The sequence below is a fragment of the Metapseudomonas boanensis genome (genome assembly GCF_018704125.1).
Classification (GTDB): domain Bacteria; phylum Pseudomonadota; class Gammaproteobacteria; order Pseudomonadales; family Pseudomonadaceae; genus Metapseudomonas; species Metapseudomonas boanensis.
Genome location: NZ_JAGTIS010000008.1, coordinates 206,651 through 222,516 on the forward strand (window position 1 = coordinate 206,651; position 15,866 = coordinate 222,516).

General features: G+C 62.8%; 16 protein-coding genes. 13 read left to right on the forward strand and 3 right to left on the reverse strand.

Annotated features, from left to right (window positions below; genetic code table 11):
* Positions 1 to 56: 56 nt before the first annotated feature.
* Positions 57 to 350, reverse strand: a complete 294-nt coding sequence (locus tag J7302_RS16210) for a DUF1330 domain-containing protein (protein WP_215376919.1) — start codon at positions 348 to 350, stop codon at positions 57 to 59.
* An 81-nt stretch (positions 351 to 431) separates the two neighbouring features.
* Here J7302_RS16210 and ribBA point away from each other — a divergent pair, with 81 nt between their 5' ends.
* The 5 genes from ribBA to J7302_RS16235 all read left to right on the forward strand — a co-directional run bounded on the left by ribBA (position 432) and on the right by J7302_RS16235 (position 5,965).
* Positions 432 to 1,541, forward strand: a complete 1,110-nt coding sequence (ribBA, locus tag J7302_RS16215; RefSeq protein ID WP_215376922.1) for a bifunctional 3,4-dihydroxy-2-butanone-4-phosphate synthase/GTP cyclohydrolase II — start codon at positions 432 to 434, stop codon at positions 1,539 to 1,541.
* Positions 1,542 to 2,013: 472 nt separating this feature from the next.
* On the forward strand, positions 2,014 to 3,039 hold the full coding sequence (locus J7302_RS16220; RefSeq protein ID WP_215376925.1) for a polyamine ABC transporter substrate-binding protein: 1,026 nt from the start codon (positions 2,014 to 2,016) through the stop codon (positions 3,037 to 3,039).
* Positions 3,024 to 3,983, forward strand: coding sequence for an ABC transporter permease (locus J7302_RS16225; protein ID WP_215376928.1), 960 nt, complete (start codon positions 3,024 to 3,026; stop codon positions 3,981 to 3,983). The genes J7302_RS16220 and J7302_RS16225 overlap by 16 nt, the downstream gene beginning before the upstream one ends.
* Positions 3,984 to 3,989: 6 nt before the next feature.
* The gene (locus tag J7302_RS16230) at positions 3,990 to 4,799 is read left to right on the forward strand and encodes an ABC transporter permease (protein ID WP_215376931.1); all 810 of its coding nucleotides are present in this window, start codon (positions 3,990 to 3,992) and stop codon (positions 4,797 to 4,799) included.
* 17 nt (positions 4,800 to 4,816) lie between these two features.
* Positions 4,817 to 5,965 carry an ABC transporter ATP-binding protein gene (locus J7302_RS16235; protein ID WP_215376935.1) on the forward strand — a complete coding sequence of 383 codons (1,149 nt, stop codon included), beginning with the start codon at positions 4,817 to 4,819 and terminating at the stop codon, positions 5,963 to 5,965.
* A 476-nt stretch (positions 5,966 to 6,441) separates the two neighbouring features.
* Here J7302_RS16235 and J7302_RS16240 read toward each other — a convergent pair whose 3' ends face one another.
* Positions 6,442 to 7,839 carry a purine-cytosine permease family protein gene (locus tag J7302_RS16240; protein WP_215376938.1) on the reverse strand — a complete coding sequence of 466 codons (1,398 nt, stop codon included), beginning with the start codon at positions 7,837 to 7,839 and terminating at the stop codon, positions 6,442 to 6,444.
* 357 nt (positions 7,840 to 8,196) lie between these two features.
* On the opposite strand from J7302_RS16240, the gene J7302_RS16245 reads away from it, so the two are divergent.
* From J7302_RS16245 to J7302_RS16265, 5 genes are all read left to right on the forward strand, one after another.
* Positions 8,197 to 8,682 carry a flavin reductase family protein gene (locus J7302_RS16245; protein WP_215376941.1) on the forward strand — a complete coding sequence of 162 codons (486 nt, stop codon included), beginning with the start codon at positions 8,197 to 8,199 and terminating at the stop codon, positions 8,680 to 8,682.
* Between the two features lie 201 nt (positions 8,683 to 8,883).
* The gene (locus J7302_RS16250; protein ID WP_215376944.1) at positions 8,884 to 9,927 is read left to right on the forward strand and encodes an LLM class flavin-dependent oxidoreductase; all 1,044 of its coding nucleotides are present in this window, start codon (positions 8,884 to 8,886) and stop codon (positions 9,925 to 9,927) included.
* Between the two features lie 46 nt (positions 9,928 to 9,973).
* Positions 9,974 to 10,150 carry a hypothetical protein gene (locus J7302_RS16255; RefSeq protein ID WP_215377101.1) on the forward strand — a complete coding sequence of 59 codons (177 nt, stop codon included), beginning with the start codon at positions 9,974 to 9,976 and terminating at the stop codon, positions 10,148 to 10,150.
* 125 nt (positions 10,151 to 10,275) lie between these two features.
* On the forward strand, positions 10,276 to 10,950 hold the full coding sequence (locus J7302_RS16260; protein ID WP_215376948.1) for a cysteine hydrolase family protein: 675 nt from the start codon (positions 10,276 to 10,278) through the stop codon (positions 10,948 to 10,950).
* Between the two features lie 5 nt (positions 10,951 to 10,955).
* Positions 10,956 to 12,320, forward strand: coding sequence for a purine-cytosine permease family protein (locus J7302_RS16265; protein WP_215376951.1), 1,365 nt, complete (start codon positions 10,956 to 10,958; stop codon positions 12,318 to 12,320).
* Positions 12,321 to 12,367: 47 nt separating this feature from the next.
* On the opposite strand, the gene J7302_RS16270 is transcribed toward J7302_RS16265, so the two are convergent.
* On the reverse strand, positions 12,368 to 13,072 hold the full coding sequence (locus tag J7302_RS16270) for a LuxR C-terminal-related transcriptional regulator (protein WP_215376954.1): 705 nt from the start codon (positions 13,070 to 13,072) through the stop codon (positions 12,368 to 12,370).
* Positions 13,073 to 13,351: 279 nt separating this feature from the next.
* Here J7302_RS16270 and J7302_RS16275 point away from each other — a divergent pair, with 279 nt between their 5' ends.
* From J7302_RS16275 to J7302_RS16285, 3 genes are read left to right on the forward strand one after another with little or no spacing between them, the layout of a single operon-like run.
* Positions 13,352 to 13,885 carry a dimethylamine monooxygenase subunit DmmA family protein gene (locus J7302_RS16275; protein ID WP_215376957.1) on the forward strand — a complete coding sequence of 178 codons (534 nt, stop codon included), beginning with the start codon at positions 13,352 to 13,354 and terminating at the stop codon, positions 13,883 to 13,885.
* Positions 13,882 to 14,811, forward strand: coding sequence for a PDR/VanB family oxidoreductase (locus tag J7302_RS16280; protein ID WP_215376960.1), 930 nt, complete (start codon positions 13,882 to 13,884; stop codon positions 14,809 to 14,811). Before J7302_RS16275 ends, J7302_RS16280 begins: the two co-directional genes overlap by 4 nt.
* Positions 14,812 to 14,838: 27 nt before the next feature.
* Positions 14,839 to 15,855, forward strand: coding sequence for a heme-dependent oxidative N-demethylase family protein (locus J7302_RS16285; protein ID WP_215376963.1), 1,017 nt, complete (start codon positions 14,839 to 14,841; stop codon positions 15,853 to 15,855).
* The last annotated feature ends 11 nt before the right edge of the window (positions 15,856 to 15,866 follow it).

Sequence of the window (15,866 nt, forward strand, 5' to 3'; positions counted from 1 at the left end):
CCTGCCACGGCAATCTTGGGCTTCGCTCAGCTCGGCAGAACGCTGCCCGGCCCAACCTACACCTCCACCCCCTCGACTATTATCACTTCAGCACGCGCAGCGCTCTCGCGGTACCGGCAGGCCTCCTGGTATTCAGGTGAGTGATAACAGGCCAGTGCCTGCTCGTAGGAAGTGAACTCGATGACCACACTGCGCTGCGGTGTCGCCCGCCCCTCCATCGCCTGGGAGCGGCCGCCACGGGCGAGCAGCTTGCCGCCATACTGGGCAAAAGCAGCCGGAGCACGACGGGTGTATTCGCTGTATTGGGTTGGGTCCGTCACATCGACGTGGGCAATCCAGTAAGCCTTCATGGTGACCTCAGTTGTTTCGGCAAAATTGGTATTATGGTATACCAGATTATCCATCATGCCATCTACACCAGGTACACCGCCATGCCGTTCAACCGCATCGAAGAAATCATCGAAGACTACCGTCAGGGAAAGATGGTCCTCCTGGTCGACGACGAGGACCGCGAGAATGAGGGCGACCTGCTGCTGGCGGCGGAAATGTGTACGCCCGATGCCATCAACTTCATGGCCCGCGAAGCCCGCGGCCTGATCTGCCTGACATTGACCGACGAACACTGTGATCGCCTTGGCCTGGAACAGATGGTTCCCACCAACGGCAGCGCATTCGCCACCGCCTTCACCGTCTCCATCGAAGCCGCCACCGGCGTCACCACCGGCATCTCCGCCGCCGACCGTGCCCACACCGTGCTCACCGCCGTAGCACCAGAAGCCTGTGCCGAAGACCTGGTGCAGCCCGGCCATATCTTCCCACTACGCGCCCGCGAAGGCGGTGTGTTGACCCGCGCCGGACACACCGAGGCCGGCTGCGACCTGGCGCGCCTGGCCGGATTCGGCCCCGCCTCGGTGATAGTCGAGGTGATGAACGATGATGGCAGCATGGCCCGCCGACCCGATCTGGAAGCCTTTGCCGAGAAGCACGGGATCAAGATCGGCACCATCGCCGACCTCATTCACTACCGCCTGAGCACCGAGCACACCGTCACCCGTATCGGCGAGCACGAACTGCCCACGGTCCATGGCACCTTCCGCCTGGTCACCTTTGAGGACCGCATCGAGGGTGGCGTACACCTGGCCATGGTCATGGGTGACATCCGCCGTGACGAACCGACCTTGGTGCGCGTGCACGTCATCGACCCGCTGCGTGACCTGGTCGGCGCTGAGTACACCGGGCCAAAGAACTGGACCCTCTGGGCGGCCCTGGAGAAGGTTGCCGAAGCCGGACATGGCGTGGTCGTGGTGCTGGCCAATAACGAATCCTCGCAAGCGCTGCTGGAACGCATACCGCAACTGACCCAGCCACGCCGGCAGTTCAGTCGTTCGCAGTCGCGCATCTATTCCGAGGTAGGCACCGGTGCGCAGATTCTCCAGGACCTGGGCGTCGGCAAGCTGCGCCACCTGGGCGCTCCGCTGAAGTACGCAGGGCTGACCGGTTACGACCTGGAGGTGGTGGAGACCATTCCGTTCGAGGGCTGAACCAAGGCGATGAGGATCGCGTTGTTCCACCCATCCTACGAATCAGGCCCTTGTAGGACGGGTGGAGCGCAGCGATACCCATCATCCGGGCTACAGGGGTGAAATCATTCGCTGAGCAGGCCGAAGGTCCGCCCTGAAAGGCCAATGGGGCAACTGCGCAGCCCTTCGCGAATGAATTCGCCCCCACAAGCGCGCCCGAAGGGATGCCGCGCACCCAACCATTCGTCCCAATGGCGCGGCTTGCAGCGGTAACAGCGATAACTGGCAACGCGGAGGACTTGCACAAAGTTTGGAATACCATAATATGACATTCCGTAGGCCGAACTATTTGCCGAGTGCCCCCGCAAGGAACAGCACGAACAACAGCATCCGGCACGGTCGCTCTTGATGGCCCTCCTGAGGGCCCACTGCTCCAGATAAGCGGGCAAGCAAGGCCCGCTTGCGTACAAACACAACAATGAGGGCAAGCAAGATGGTGTTTAAGAAATGTGCAACCGCGGTTCTAGCCGCAGCATTCCTGACCGCGACCGGCACCGCCGCCATCGCCGCTGAAAGCCTCAGCTTCGTCAGCTGGGGCGGCACCACCCAGGACGCGCAGAAGCAGGCCTGGGCTGACCCGTTCAGCGAGGCCAGCGGCATTCGCGTGGTTCAAGACGGTCCCACCGACTACGGCAAGCTGAAGGCCATGGTGGAAAGCGGCAACGTGCAGTGGGACATCGTCGACGTCGAAGCCGACTTCGCCCTGCGCGCCGCCAGCGAAGGCCTGCTCGAGCCGCTGGACTTCAAGGTCATCCAGCGCGACAAGATCGACCCGCGCTTCGTTTCCGACCATGGTGTCGGCTCCTTCTACTTCTCCTTCGTGCTCGGCTTCAACCAGGGCAAGCTCGGCGGCAAGGCTCCTCAGGACTGGACCGCCCTCTTCGATACGGCCAACTACCCGGGCAAGCGCGCTCTCTACAAATGGCCGAGCCCCGGCGTACTGGAACTGGCCCTGCTCGCCGACGGTGTACCCGCCGACAAGCTTTATCCTCTGGACCTGGACCGGGCCTTCAAGAAACTCGACACCATCAAGAAAGACATCGTCTGGTGGGGCGGCGGCGCCCAGTCCCAGCAACTGCTCGCTTCCGGCGAAGCCAGCCTGGGCCAGTTCTGGAACGGCCGCATCTATGCCCTGCAACAGGACGGCGCGCCGGTTGGCGTGAGCTGGAAGCAGAACCTGGTCATGGCCGACTTCCTGGTCATTCCCAAGGGCGCGAAGAACAAGGAAGCGGCCATGAAGTTCCTGGCCAACGCGAGCAGCGCCAAGGGCCAGGCCGACTTCGCCAACCTCACTGCCTATGCCCCGGTGAACATCGACAGCGTCAGTCAGCTCAAAGGCGACCTCGCCCCCAACCTGCCGACCGCCTACGCTAAGGACCAGATCACCCTCGACTATGCGTACTGGGCCAAGAACGGTCCGGCCATCGCTGCCCGGTGGAACGAATGGCTGGTCAAATGAAAGCGGCTAGCCTTCGTCCCACTTCATCAGCCAAGGTTGCCGGAGGCGCTTCCCGCGCCACCGGCACCCCTGACACCAAGGCTGTGCCGATGAAGCATGACAAACAAACTGCGCTGCGCTGGCGTGGCGCTCCCAACCTGATCCCGGCCCTGCTGTTCCTGGGTCTGTTCTTCCTCGCCCCGCTGATCGGCCTGTTGCTGCGCGGCGTGCTGGAGCCGACACCGGGCCTGGGCAACTACGAGCAGCTGTTCGCCAACTCGGCGTATGCCCGCGTGCTGTTCAATACCTTCGCCGTCGGCGGCCTGGTGACCCTGATCAGCCTGCTGCTGGGCTTCCCCCTGGCCTGGGTGATCACCCTGGTGCCGCGCGGCTGGGGCCGCTGGCTGCTGAACATCGTGCTGCTGTCGATGTGGACCAGCCTACTGGCGCGGACCTACTCCTGGCTGGTGCTGCTGCAGGCCTCGGGGGTGATCAACAAGGCGCTGATGGCGATGGGTATCATCGATCAGCCGCTGGAGATGGTGCACAACCTCACCGGCGTGGTGATCGGCATGAGCTACATCATGATCCCGTTCATCGTATTGCCGCTGCAGGCCACCATGTCGGCCATCGACCCCATGGTGCTGCAGGCCGGCTCGATCTGCGGCGCCAGCCCCTGGACCAACTTTTTCAAGGTGTTCCTGCCGCTGTGCCGGCCCGGGCTGTTCTCCGGTGGCCTGATGGTCTTCGTCATGTCGCTCGGCTACTACGTCACCCCGGCGCTGCTGGGCGGCGCGCAGAACATGATGCTGCCGGAGTTCATCGTCCAGCAGGTGCAGTCCTTCCTCAACTGGGGCCTGGCCAGCGCTGCGGCAGCACTGCTGATCGCGATCACCCTGGTGCTGTTCTACTTCTACCTGAAGCTGCAACCGGAATCCCCGGTGGCTTCGAGCACTGCGAGGTAAGCCGCCATGCTGCTGTCACCCAATGCCATGGGCCCGCGCCTGCGCATCGGCCTCTACCTCACCACGGGGGCGATTGCGGCCTTCCTGCTGCTGCCGATCATTTTCATCGTGCTGCTGTCGTTCGGCTCCTCCCAGTGGCTGGTATTCCCGCCACCGGGCTGGACGCTGAAGTGGTACGGGCAGTTCTTCTCCAATGCGGAGTGGATGGAATCGGCCTTCACCAGCCTCAAGGTAGCGCTGCTCACCACGGTGTGCTCCGTCGCGCTGGGCCTGCCCACCGCCTTCGCCCTGGTGCGTGGCAAGTTCCCCGGCCGTGAGATGCTCTACGCGTTGTTCACCCTGCCGATGATCGTGCCGCTGGTGATCATCGCGGTCGCCGTGTATGCCCTGTTCCTCAAGCTTGGCTACACCGGCACGCTGTTCTCCTTCGTGGTCAGTCACGTGATCGTAGCCCTGCCCTTTACCATCATCTCGATCATCAACTCGCTGAAGCTGTTCGATCAGTCCATCGAGGATGCCGCGGTGATCTGTGGCGCCTCGCGGCTGCAGGCGGTGTTCAAGGTGACCTTCCCCGGCATCCGCCCCGGCATGATGTCCGGCGCACTGTTCGCCTTCCTGGTCTCCTGGGATGAAGTGGTGCTGAGCGTGATGATGGCCAGCCCTACCCTGCAGACCCTGCCCGTGAAAATGTGGACCACCCTGCGCCAGGACCTGACCCCGGTAATCGCCGTCGCCTCGACGCTGCTTATCGGCCTGTCCGTCCTTGTCATGGTGATCGCCGTCGCCCTGCGCCGGCGCAACGAAGTCAGCGCCTGAGCGCCGAGGTATATGAAATGAGTGCCGTAATCCAAGACACCCGCGAACAAAAGACCCTGGTCAGCCTGCGCAACCTGAACAAGCACTACGGCGACTTTGCCGCCGTGGACAACATCAACCTGGACATCCAGGACGGTGAATTCCTCACCTTCCTCGGCTCCAGCGGCTCCGGCAAGAGCACCACCCTGTCGATGCTGGCCGGGTTCGAGACGCCCAGCTCCGGGGAAATCCTCGTCGACGGCAAATCCCTGGTGAACGTGCCGTCGCACAAGCGCGGCATCGGCATGGTGTTCCAGCGCTATTCGCTGTTCCCCCATCTCAATGTGCGCGACAACATCGGCTTCCCGCTGGCCATCCGCAAGCAGGCTGCCGGCGAGCGCGAGCGCCGGGTCGAAGCCATGCTCAAGCTGGTGCAGCTGGAGCAGTTCGCCCACCGCCGCCCGGCCCAGCTGTCCGGCGGTCAACAACAGCGCGTCGCCATCGCCCGGGCCCTGGTGTACGAGCCACGCATCCTGCTGATGGACGAACCCCTGGGCGCCCTGGACAAGAAGCTGCGCGAAGACCTGCAGGATGAACTGCGCCACCTGCATCGCCGCCTCGGCATCACCATCGTCTACGTGACCCATGACCAGGAAGAAGCCATGCGGCTGTCCCAGCGCATCGCCATCTTCAGCCACGGCAAGATCGTCGGCCTGGGCAGCGGTTATGACCTGTACCAGAATCCACCAAATGCCTTCGTCGCTTCCTTCCTTGGCAACTCCAACTTCCTCAAGGTCAAGGCCCAGGGCAATGCCGCGGCGACCTTCGAGGGCCAAGCCCTGGCCATCCGTCCCACCGCTGGCCTGCAAGATGGCCAAGACCTGGTGCTGATGGTACGTCCGGAAAAAGCCCAGGTACTGACCCCAGACCAGGCTTCACTATCGCCGCTGGCGGCCGGCTGGAACGAGATCCAGGCCAAGGTTGCGGAGACTGTGTTCCTCGGCGAAAGCCTGACCTGCAGTGTGGTCACCGCCAGCGGAACCCATCTGACGCTGAAGGAGCTGTCCGGCGCCACCCAGCCCCTGCAACCTGGCGCGCCGGTGCGCGTGCGCTGGGCAGCGGCCGATGCCTGCGTCTACAGCGAGTGGAATGAGAGCGACCTGAGCAAAGCCGCTGGCGCGCACTGAGAACTGATCTTCCTTTACAGCCCCCTGCCCTTCGTCCCGAGGGCTGGGGGTTTCTTTTTGCCATGTCCGTCGACCGCCGGGCTACCCCTCCCCCCGCAGGAGCCAGCTTGCTGGCGAAAGCACGGCTCACATTCGCGAGCAAGCTCGCGCCTACATCGACATGGCCTCAGCCGCCTGGGTTCGCGCAACCGATCATCCCACGATCGAAGGGCAACGCCCGTAGGAGCCAGCTTGCTGGCGAAAGCACGACTCACATTCGCGAGCAAGCTCGCTCCTACATCGACGTGGCCTCAGCCGCCTGGGTTCGCGCAACCGATCATCCCGCGATCGAAGGGCAACGCCCGTAGGAGCCAGCTTGCTGGCGAAAGCACGACTTTTCGGGTCGGATGAAGCCCTGAATCGTAGGCAAGAAAAAGCCCCGCCTGCATCGCAGGACGGGGCGAAGGCACAGGAAATCCTGCGCGGATCGGTTTCAGTCAATCTGCCATGTGCAGCACCCCGACCGGCTCCTTGCTGCGGGTCGCCAGGCAGTAATACAGCGGGCAGGTCACCAGCAACCCCACCAGCCAGGACAGATCCACACCTTCGACGTAGTTGGCGTAGGGCCCAATATAAATCGCGGTATTGGCGAACGGCAGCTGCACCAGAATGCCAATGAAATATGCGGTGATCGCGTGAGCATTGAAGCGCCCGTAGATTCCACCATCGGCCTGGAAGATCGAGGTGATGTCGTAGCGGCCACGCTTGATCAGGTAGAAGTCGATCAGATTGATCGAGGCCCAGGGCACCAGTACCAGCAGCAGTGCCAGGATCAGGCCGATGAAGTGAGAAATGAAGTTCGCCGAGGCGCTCAGCGCCATCAGGCAGCTGCCACCCAGCACCAGCGCCGACAGGATGACCCGCACGCGCACGCTGGGCGTCCAGTTTCCGGCGAAGGTCTGGATCGAGGTGACGATGGACAACACAGCGCCGTAAAGGTTGAGCGCGTTGTGGCTGATGATATTGAGCAGGAACAACAGCATCAGCAGAGGGCCAAGCACACCGGTTGCCTGTTTGACGGCCGCCATCGCTTCGGTACCTTCCGGGGTGGCCAGCACGGCTACGGCTCCGAAGCTGAAGGAAAGGATGGTGCCCAGGCAGGCGCCGGCGTAGGTGGCCAGGAAAGGTCGGGCGATACCGACGTTGGCCGGCAAGTAACGCGAGTAGTCGGATACATAGGGCGAGAAGCTTATCTGCCAGATGATCCCCAGGCAGATCGTGGCCAGCCAGCCGGACAGGTTGAAGTTCCCGCGACTGAAGAAGTCCGCCGGCAACTCATTGCAGAAGATGTAGCCGAATCCGGCCAGCAGTGCGCCGCCCATCACCCAGGTGCCGACGCGGTTGAGGGAGTGGATGAAGCGGTAGCCGATCACGCCGATGGCGGTCGCACTGATGGCACCAATGATGATCGCGGCCGGCATCGGCACCGAAGGGGCGATGCCGTGGATCGACTCACCCGCCAGGACAATGTTGGAGATGAAGAAGCCGACATAGATGATCGCCGCGAAGAATACGATCAACAGCGCGCCGTAACGGCCAAACTGGCCGCGGCTCTGGACCATCTGCGGAATGCCCATCTGCGGGCCCTGGGCCGAAGCCAGGGCGATGAAGACGCCGCCGATCATATGGCCCAGGACAATCGCCAGCAGGCCCCAGAGCAGGTCAAGGTGGAAGACCTGGACCACCATGGCACCCGTGACGATCGGCAGCGGGGCGATATTGGTGCTGAACCAGAGCGTGAAGAGGTCGCGTGCCTTGCCATGGCGTTCGGCAGGCGGTACGTAATCGACGGTATGGTTCTCGATCAACGGTGTGTGCTGGGAAGTCTCGGACATCGTATTGCCTTGCTTATTGTCTTTGTAGGAAGTGCCACTCAGGGCCTGACTACCGGGCCGTGGGTTGACCATACTGGTGCCGGCGGTCGATAACGGGGCACCATATTATGGTATTCCAAAAATCAGACAAGGCTTTTACTGACCCGCCAAGCCCTGAGTGGAGGCAAGAACGGCTGCTCAAAGAACCACTCAAAGTTCCTTGAAGCCCTGTAAATAAAGGCTTTCAGGGTACAAGTCGACGTTCGTCGGCATGCTGACGAGTCCTGGAAAATAGTGCTTGCATTGACAATATTACGGTATACCATCAGACACATTAGCGCTGCCGGTCGCAGCCATTGCACCCGATAGGTACCCGAAATGATCGACACCAATGCCTACAAACAAGTCATGGGCTCCTTCCCCTCCGGCGTCACCGTGATCACCACCCTGGATGACGACGGCCAGATCGTCGGGCTGACCGCCAGCGCCTTCAGCTCCCTGTCCATGGACCCGGCCCTGGTGCTCTTCTGCCCCAACTACAGCTCCGACTCCTACCCGGTTCTGATCAAGAGCAAGCGCTTCGCCATCCACCTGCTTTCGGCCGACCAGCGCGATGAAGCTTATGCCTTCGCCAAGAAGGGCAAGGACAAGGCGCAAGGCATTGAATGGACCCTGAGCGAACTGGGCAACCCGCTCCTCAGCAACGCCACTGCCATCATCGAGTGCGAGCTGTGGCGTGAATACGAAGGTGGCGACCACGCCATCCTCGTGGGAGCGGTAAAGAACCTGATCGTGCCCGAACAGACCGTCGCACCGATGATCTATTGCCGCGGCAAGATGGGCGCCCTGCCCGCATTTGCCTGATCCACCCGGCAGCCCTGCGGGATCCGGGAGAAAGATCTTGCAGATACTCCGTATTATGGTATACCAATATTCAGCGATCCGCTCCGCCTTGCTTGAGGCGTCCTACTGACGCAGCGGAATCAACGAAACAGGAGCGCAGTGCACGCTTCACCGCAGCCGGCCAGTCCAGGGCCGAACAGACACAGGTTCGAGGAAAGCATCATGAAATTTTCTTTGTTCGTGCATATGGAGCGTTACGACGAGCAGATCAGCCACCGTCAGCTCTTCGAAGATCTCACCGAGCTGACTTTGATGGCCGAAGCCGGCGGCTTCAGCACCGTATGGATCGGCGAGCACCACGCCATGGAGTACACCATCTCGCCAAGCCCCATGCCGCTGCTCTCCTACCTCGCAGCCCGCACGAGCACCATTCGCCTAGGCGCCGGTACCATCATCGCGCCCTTCTGGCACCCCATCCGCGTAGCCGGCGAATGCGCCCTGCTCGACGTGATCAGCAATGGCCGCATGGAAGTGGGCCTGGCCCGTGGCGCGTACCAGTACGAATTCGACCGCATGGCAGGCGGCATGCCGGCCACCGGTGGCGGCCAGCACCTGCGGGAGATGGTCCCGGTGGTCAAGGCCCTGTGGCAGGGCGACTACGCCCACGAAGGCGAGATCTGGAAGTTCCCCACCTCCACCTCGTCGCCGCGTCCGATCCAGCAGCCGCATCCGCCGATCTGGATCGCCGCCCGCGACCCGGACTCCCACAACTTCGCCGTGGCCAATGGATGCAACGTGATGGTCACCCCGCTGATGAAGGGCGACGAAGAAGTGGTTGACCTGAAGAACAAGTTCGAAAACGCCCTGGCCAACAATCCAGACGTGCCGCGCCCGCAACTGATGGTGCTGCGCCACACCCATGTCCACAGTCCTGAAGATACCGAAGGCTGGAAGGTCGGTGCCGCCGCCATCTCACGCTTCTACCGTACCTTCGATGCCTGGTTCGGCAACAAGGAAGTCCCGGTCAACGGCATCCTTCAACCGAGCCCGGAAGAGAAGTTCAAGGACCGTCCGGAGTTCGAACTGGAGAACATCCGCAAGAACACCATGATCGGCACCCCCGAAGAAGTCATCGCGCGCATTCGCCACTACCAGGAACTGGGCGTGGACGAGTTCAGCTTCTGGGCCGACAACAGCCTGTCCCATGCCGAGAAGAAGAAGTCGCTGGAGCTCTTCATCAAGCACGTAGTGCCGGCGTTCAACTGAGTCATCGCTTCACGTGGCCGGATCGGGCGATCCGGCCACGCCTCCCATGAAAATGGTCGACAGCCCCATGAACGAAGGCCTGATCACCTGCAACGCCCAACCACTGCCTGGAGCCGCAATGGCTTACCTGCGGGGCAAGTGGACCCCTTCGCACGTTCACCTGAAACGTCTGCGTCCCGCCGTCGCCGCCAAGCAGAACGGCTTCTGGGCAATAGTTTCCTGAGCAACTCCCCCGCTGAACACACCTGACAGCCGGCTCGACCCATCGAGCTCCCGGCCCTGGCATCCGTGAACCACGGTGCCGGGGGTGGGCTGTCGGCATTTTCTGCACAAGAACAAGAGTTGCCCATGAGAAACGATATCGCCTACCTGATCATCGACATGCAGCAGGAGGATGGATTCCACCTGCAGGACTTTGAGGCCGTGATCGACAACTGCGCCAAGCTGATCGATGCCGCACGAGCTGCCAGCATCCCCATCATCTACACGCGACATATCAACAATGCAGACGCCTCGGACCTTCCGCCCGGCGAGCCACTGGACGCTCTGGGGCGTCCCGCCAGCTATTGTGCCGGCACCCGCCAGGTGGAAATCCTCCCGCGCTTGGCACCCCAGCCCGGCGATCCCGTCATCGACAAACCACGCTACAGCGCCTTTCATCGCACCGAACTGGATGCACAACTGAAGCGCCTCGGCGTCAGCCGCCTGATGGTTTCCGGCGTGCTCACCGACGCCTGCGTGCTGTCCACGGTGCTCGACGCCTTCGCCCTCGGCTATCGGGTCGACCTCATCGCCGACGCCTGCACCTCGACCACCAGCGCGGCGCATTACTCTGCACTGCTGATCATGACCAACTGGGTCTACTCCATCGAACTGTTCAACTGCGAGCAGTTTCTGCGCGCCTTGCGTGGAGATGACTTCAGCTCTTGCAAACCAGCATCCCCGGACCTCTTCGCCCACCGGCCCGACACGCTTCCCCAGGCCATCGCCCGCCTGCAATCCAGCCTTCAGCCGCAGGAGTGAACGCCATGAACGTCGAGAAAAGAAGCATCGATTTCATCCCCGAAAGCGAGCGCCACGGCAAACCCGGCTCGCTGTTCTACATCTGGTTCGGCGCCAACATGAACATCACCACCATCGCCTCCGGGGTGCTGCCGGTGGTCATCGGCCTGAACCTGTTCTGGAGCGCCGTGGCGATCGTCCTCGGCTCGCTGATCGGCGCCATCTTCATGGCCTCCCACTCGGCCCAGGGCCCCAAGCTGGGCATCCCGCAGATGATTCAGAGCCGTGCACAGTTCGGCGTGATTGGCGCAGTGCTGCCACTGCTGTTCGTCATGCTCATCTACCTGGGCTTCTTCGTCAGCAACACCTTGCTGGCTGCCCAGGCCATCGAATCGGTCAGCCCCCTGGGCGGCGACGGCAACATCTACCTGATCGGTGCGCTGTGCTTCGTGGTGGCGCTCTACGGCTACCGACTTATCCATCGTTTGCAAAAGGTTCTGTCGATCCTCTCCATCCTGGTGTTCCTGGTCGCCACGGGGCTCGCCCTGGGCCTTCCGATCCCTGCGGAGCAGTGGTCGCCGGCCGGATTCTCGCTGTCGAAGTTCCTGGTGGCAGTGAGCATCGCCGTGACCTGGCAGCTCTCCTACGCGCCCTATGTGGCGGACTACTCGCGCTACCTGCCGAGTTCAACACCCATGTCCCGGGTGTTCTGGTTCAGCTACGCCGGCACCGTGGCAGGCGGCGCCTGGATGATGATCCTTGGCGCCGTGCTCGGCGTCGCCATCAGCGGCTTCTCCGACAACGTCGGTAGCCACCTGGCAGCGCTCTTCGGACCTGGCGCGGTGCTGCTGTTCGTGTTCATCGTCTACGGCCAGGTGGCGATCAACGTGTTCAACCTCTATGGCGCCTTCATGTCCACGGTCACGGTAATCGAGCCCTTCGCGCGTCTACGCGTGACGCCCATGGTCAGGGGGCTGTTCATGCTATTGATCAGCGTCATCGCTACCGCCCTGTGCACCATCAGCCAGGAGGACTTCATCGCCTTCTTCCTCAACTTCATCTTCTTCATGAGCTACTTCCTCATCCCCTGGACCGCCATCAACCTGGTGGATTACTACTGCCTGAGAAAGGGCGACTACTGCGTACCCGACATCTTCGACATGGACGGCCGCTACGGTCGGGTCAACCTGGTGGCTTGCGGCAGTTTCGTGCTGGCCATCCTGCTGGAAGTTCCGTTCATGAACACCACCCTCTACGTCGGCCCCATCGCCAATGCCCTGGATGGCATCGACCTGGCCTGGGTCGTCGGCCTGCTGGTGCCGGCCATGACCTACTTCGGGCTGATGAAGCGCAGAGTGGCAGTGGGAGTTGAGCGGGAACTGTCGTCCTGACCCCGCCCGTATTCCCGGCTAGAGCCCCTCTCCCGTATGGAGAGGGGCTACCCCCGCACCTCGAATATCGCCCCTTCGACGCCCTGCACCGCTCCTGAATCGGAGTAGATGCCAATCCCCTTCTCCCAGACATCCTTGATCTGCCCGTCGGCGCACCGGATGCGATAGCTCAGCTGGAAGGGCTCGTGCGTGAGCAGCGCACATTGCACGCAATACCAGATGTACTCGGCGTACTCGGCGAGAATCAGCGATCCATAGCTGTGTTCGCGATTGGTGGTCAGGTACTCGGACGGATAGCCGGTGAGTTGCAGGCAGCCGGCACTGACGAACTCCATGGACCAGGTGCGATCGTTATCGCCCCGGTAAATCAACCCGGGAAGTTCGTCGAGCAAGCCAGTCACTCTCGACGAAAGCGCAGCCTGTTTCGGGGCTGCTGATACCTCACCGGACCAGGCGGCAACCCGCATGGATGCCCCTGTCAATGCGGGCCGCAGGGCATTGCCGCTGCGATAGACCCAAGTGGCGAGTTCCAGGCGCGAGTTCAAGTGGAATTTGCGCAACAAGTTACGCACGTAAATCTTCACGGTCCCATCGCTGATGCCCAGTTCGCGGGCAATCTGCTTGTTGCTCAGCCCTGAGGCAATCAGCTCCAGGGTCTGGCCTTCACGCTCGGTCAATTCGCCCGGCGAGGGCGTCAGTGGCACAGCGAACTGCGGTCGCTCGGCGGGCAATAACAGGCTGGCGTTGTGCATCGTTCTCCTCCTCCTCCGGCGCTCTTGCCCTGTGGGTCAGCAGACCCTGCAGGACAGCAACTTCCATGCCTCTCCTACCCACTACCCCTTTGTGCATATCACCTCATGCGGATTGAGCATTGATTCGCATAGAGAAATTATCTTCCCCACGAGGAAACAGCCCGACCGGCACCGCAATGCCGCCCATGGCGACGCACCAAGGCAAGGCCTGGTCGCTTCAATCCGGGGCAAGCCAGCGGCGTTGGACTTCCTCCGATGCCAGCCAGCAAGAGGACCACCATGAACGCAGAAGCCCCCGAGCCACCCTATAGCGTGCCGCGTTACCCCAGCAGCCAGCCGTGCAAACAGGCGATCCATCACCTGCTGGTCAGCCAGGGCGCCAGTCATGCTGCACGGGCGGACCTGTACGCCGCCCTGAGCGATTCGCCGGCGCAATTCACCCACCTGGCCCTGGCCACTTACGCCGATCTCGCCGGCCTGCACCACGCCGTGCTAGAGCAATTGCGCGGCGCCCATGTGGGCCTGCGGCTCTACCTGCAGGGCGATGAAGCCTTCATCTGGCCGCTGTACGCCCTGGCCAGGGATGCGGGCCTGCAGGCGGAAGAGATCGTGCTGGATGGCTGCGACGACGGGCAGCGCGCGGTGTACTGCGTGCATTGCGCGAGCATCCAGCCCGGTACCGTCGATGATCGACTGACATGCGCCCACTGCGGTGTCGTGCTGGAAGTGCGTCGCCACTTCTCGCGACGTCTGGGGGCCTACCTTGGAGTCTGCGCCGACGCCGACCGCCCCTATGCGCAGGTGCGCCCATGAGTGCCGGCCTTGATGTCCGCGTTGCCGCCACGCGCGCCCTTACCCCAGTCATCCGCGAGCTCACCTTCGAATCGCTGGACGCTCCCTTGCCGGGCTTCTCCGCAGGCAGCCACGTCCAGTTGCAGTTGCCGAACGGCCAGCGCAATGCCTATTCGCTGCTGGGCGACCCGGCCGACACCCGCCAGTACCGCATCGCGGTGCGGCACCAGGAGGCCTCGCGTGGCGGCTCCCGCTATATCCATGAACAGCTGCAGGTCGGCGACCGTGTTCGACTGTCGGCACCCGCCAACCTGTTCCCGATCCACAGCGAGGCACACCTGCACATCCTGGTCGCAGCGGGCATCGGCATTACCCCCTTCCTCGCCTACTGCACGGAGCTGCTGCGTCGGGGCGCCCACTTCGAATTGCATTACGCCTATCGCACCGGTCTGACCGACGCCTATGTCGAGTACCTGCGCAACTTGCTGGGCGACCGCCTGCACCGCTATGACAGCCCCGCGCGCCGACTCGATCTGAGCCAACTGCTGCGCGACCGGCCGCTGGGCAGCCATGTCTACGCCTGCGGTCCGCAATCGCTGCTGCTGTCCCTGCGCGAACAGGCCACCGCCCTGGGCTGGAGCGACGCCCGAGTGCAGTGGGAAGCCTTCGCCGCGCCAGAACCGGGCCGGCCGTTCAGCGTCGAGCTGGCCCGCAGCGGCCGCCAACTGGAGATCAGCGCCGAGCAGAGTCTGCTGGAGGCCCTGGAGGCAGCGGGCGTGGAGATTCCCAACCTGTGCCGTGGCGGCGTCTGCGGCCAGTGCCAGACGCGCTACCTGAAAGGTGACGTGGAACACCGCGACCACTACCTCGCCCTCAACGAGCGCGCCGACAGCCTGATGCCCTGCGTCTCGCGCGGCTGCGGCAGCCCGATCCTGCTCGACCTTTAGGCCCCACTTTTCAGGAGACGCAACGACATGAGCCTGACCTTCAAACCGGTGGAAAGCTACCGAGAGGATTTCAGCTTCCGCAACAGCGCCGAAGCGATCCAGCGCTTCCCCTTCCCCTTCCCGGAAGACCAGTACATGTACTCGGTGAACCTGGAACCGGCGACTTCCCGAGACCCCGGTTCTGTGTACGAGCACTGCTTCGACATCGATGAGCACTACCGATCGGAAATGGCCGAGCGCAACCGTGTACTGGAACGGGACCCGCAACGCTGCCTGGTCATGCCGCACATGCAGCCGGCCGCCTGGGACGCCCTCAGCGTGCTGATGGAACACCTGGCCCGTGACTATCCGCAGCACTTCCAGCTTGACCGCGATGGCGACAGCTGGCACTGGCGCAACCTCGCCCTGGGCATCGACCAGTCGTTTACCTACGGCGATGCGAACAGCCTGCCGTGTGAGCCGCTGGACTACATCACTCGTCAGGTGCAGGGGGATTTCGCCCTGCTCGACCAGCGCGATGGCGACCTGTTCATGGACGCCGGGATGGTCACCGGACCTGCCGACTGGTCCCTGGCCTTCGACGCCGGCATGAGCTTCAAGCAGTGGCATTCGCCGGTGCCCATGGCGCACCAGATGGGCGTATTCGACCGCGCCCTGAAGTACCTGCTGAACATTCAGGTGGGCCAGCCCGTGCGCCGACTGAACTGGACCATGACCATCAATCCGCGCCTGGACACCTCGCCCGAAACCTTCCACGAATGGGGCAGCGACCGCGGCAGTGTCACACCAGAGAACGTCGGCCGTTTGGTGCACCTGCGGGTCGAGCTGCAGTTGATGGTGCGCCTGCCTCGCTCCAACGCGCTGATGTTCAGCATTCGTACCTACCTGATCAGCATGGACGAACTGGTCACCCAGCCTGCCTGGGCCAGGCGCCTGCACCGTGTGCTCCGCGACCTGCCCGACCCCATCGCCGACTACAAGGGACTGACCCGCTACCGCCTGCCCCTGGTCGACTGGCTGCGCCAGTTCGACCCCGAAGCCTGAACCGCCCACGA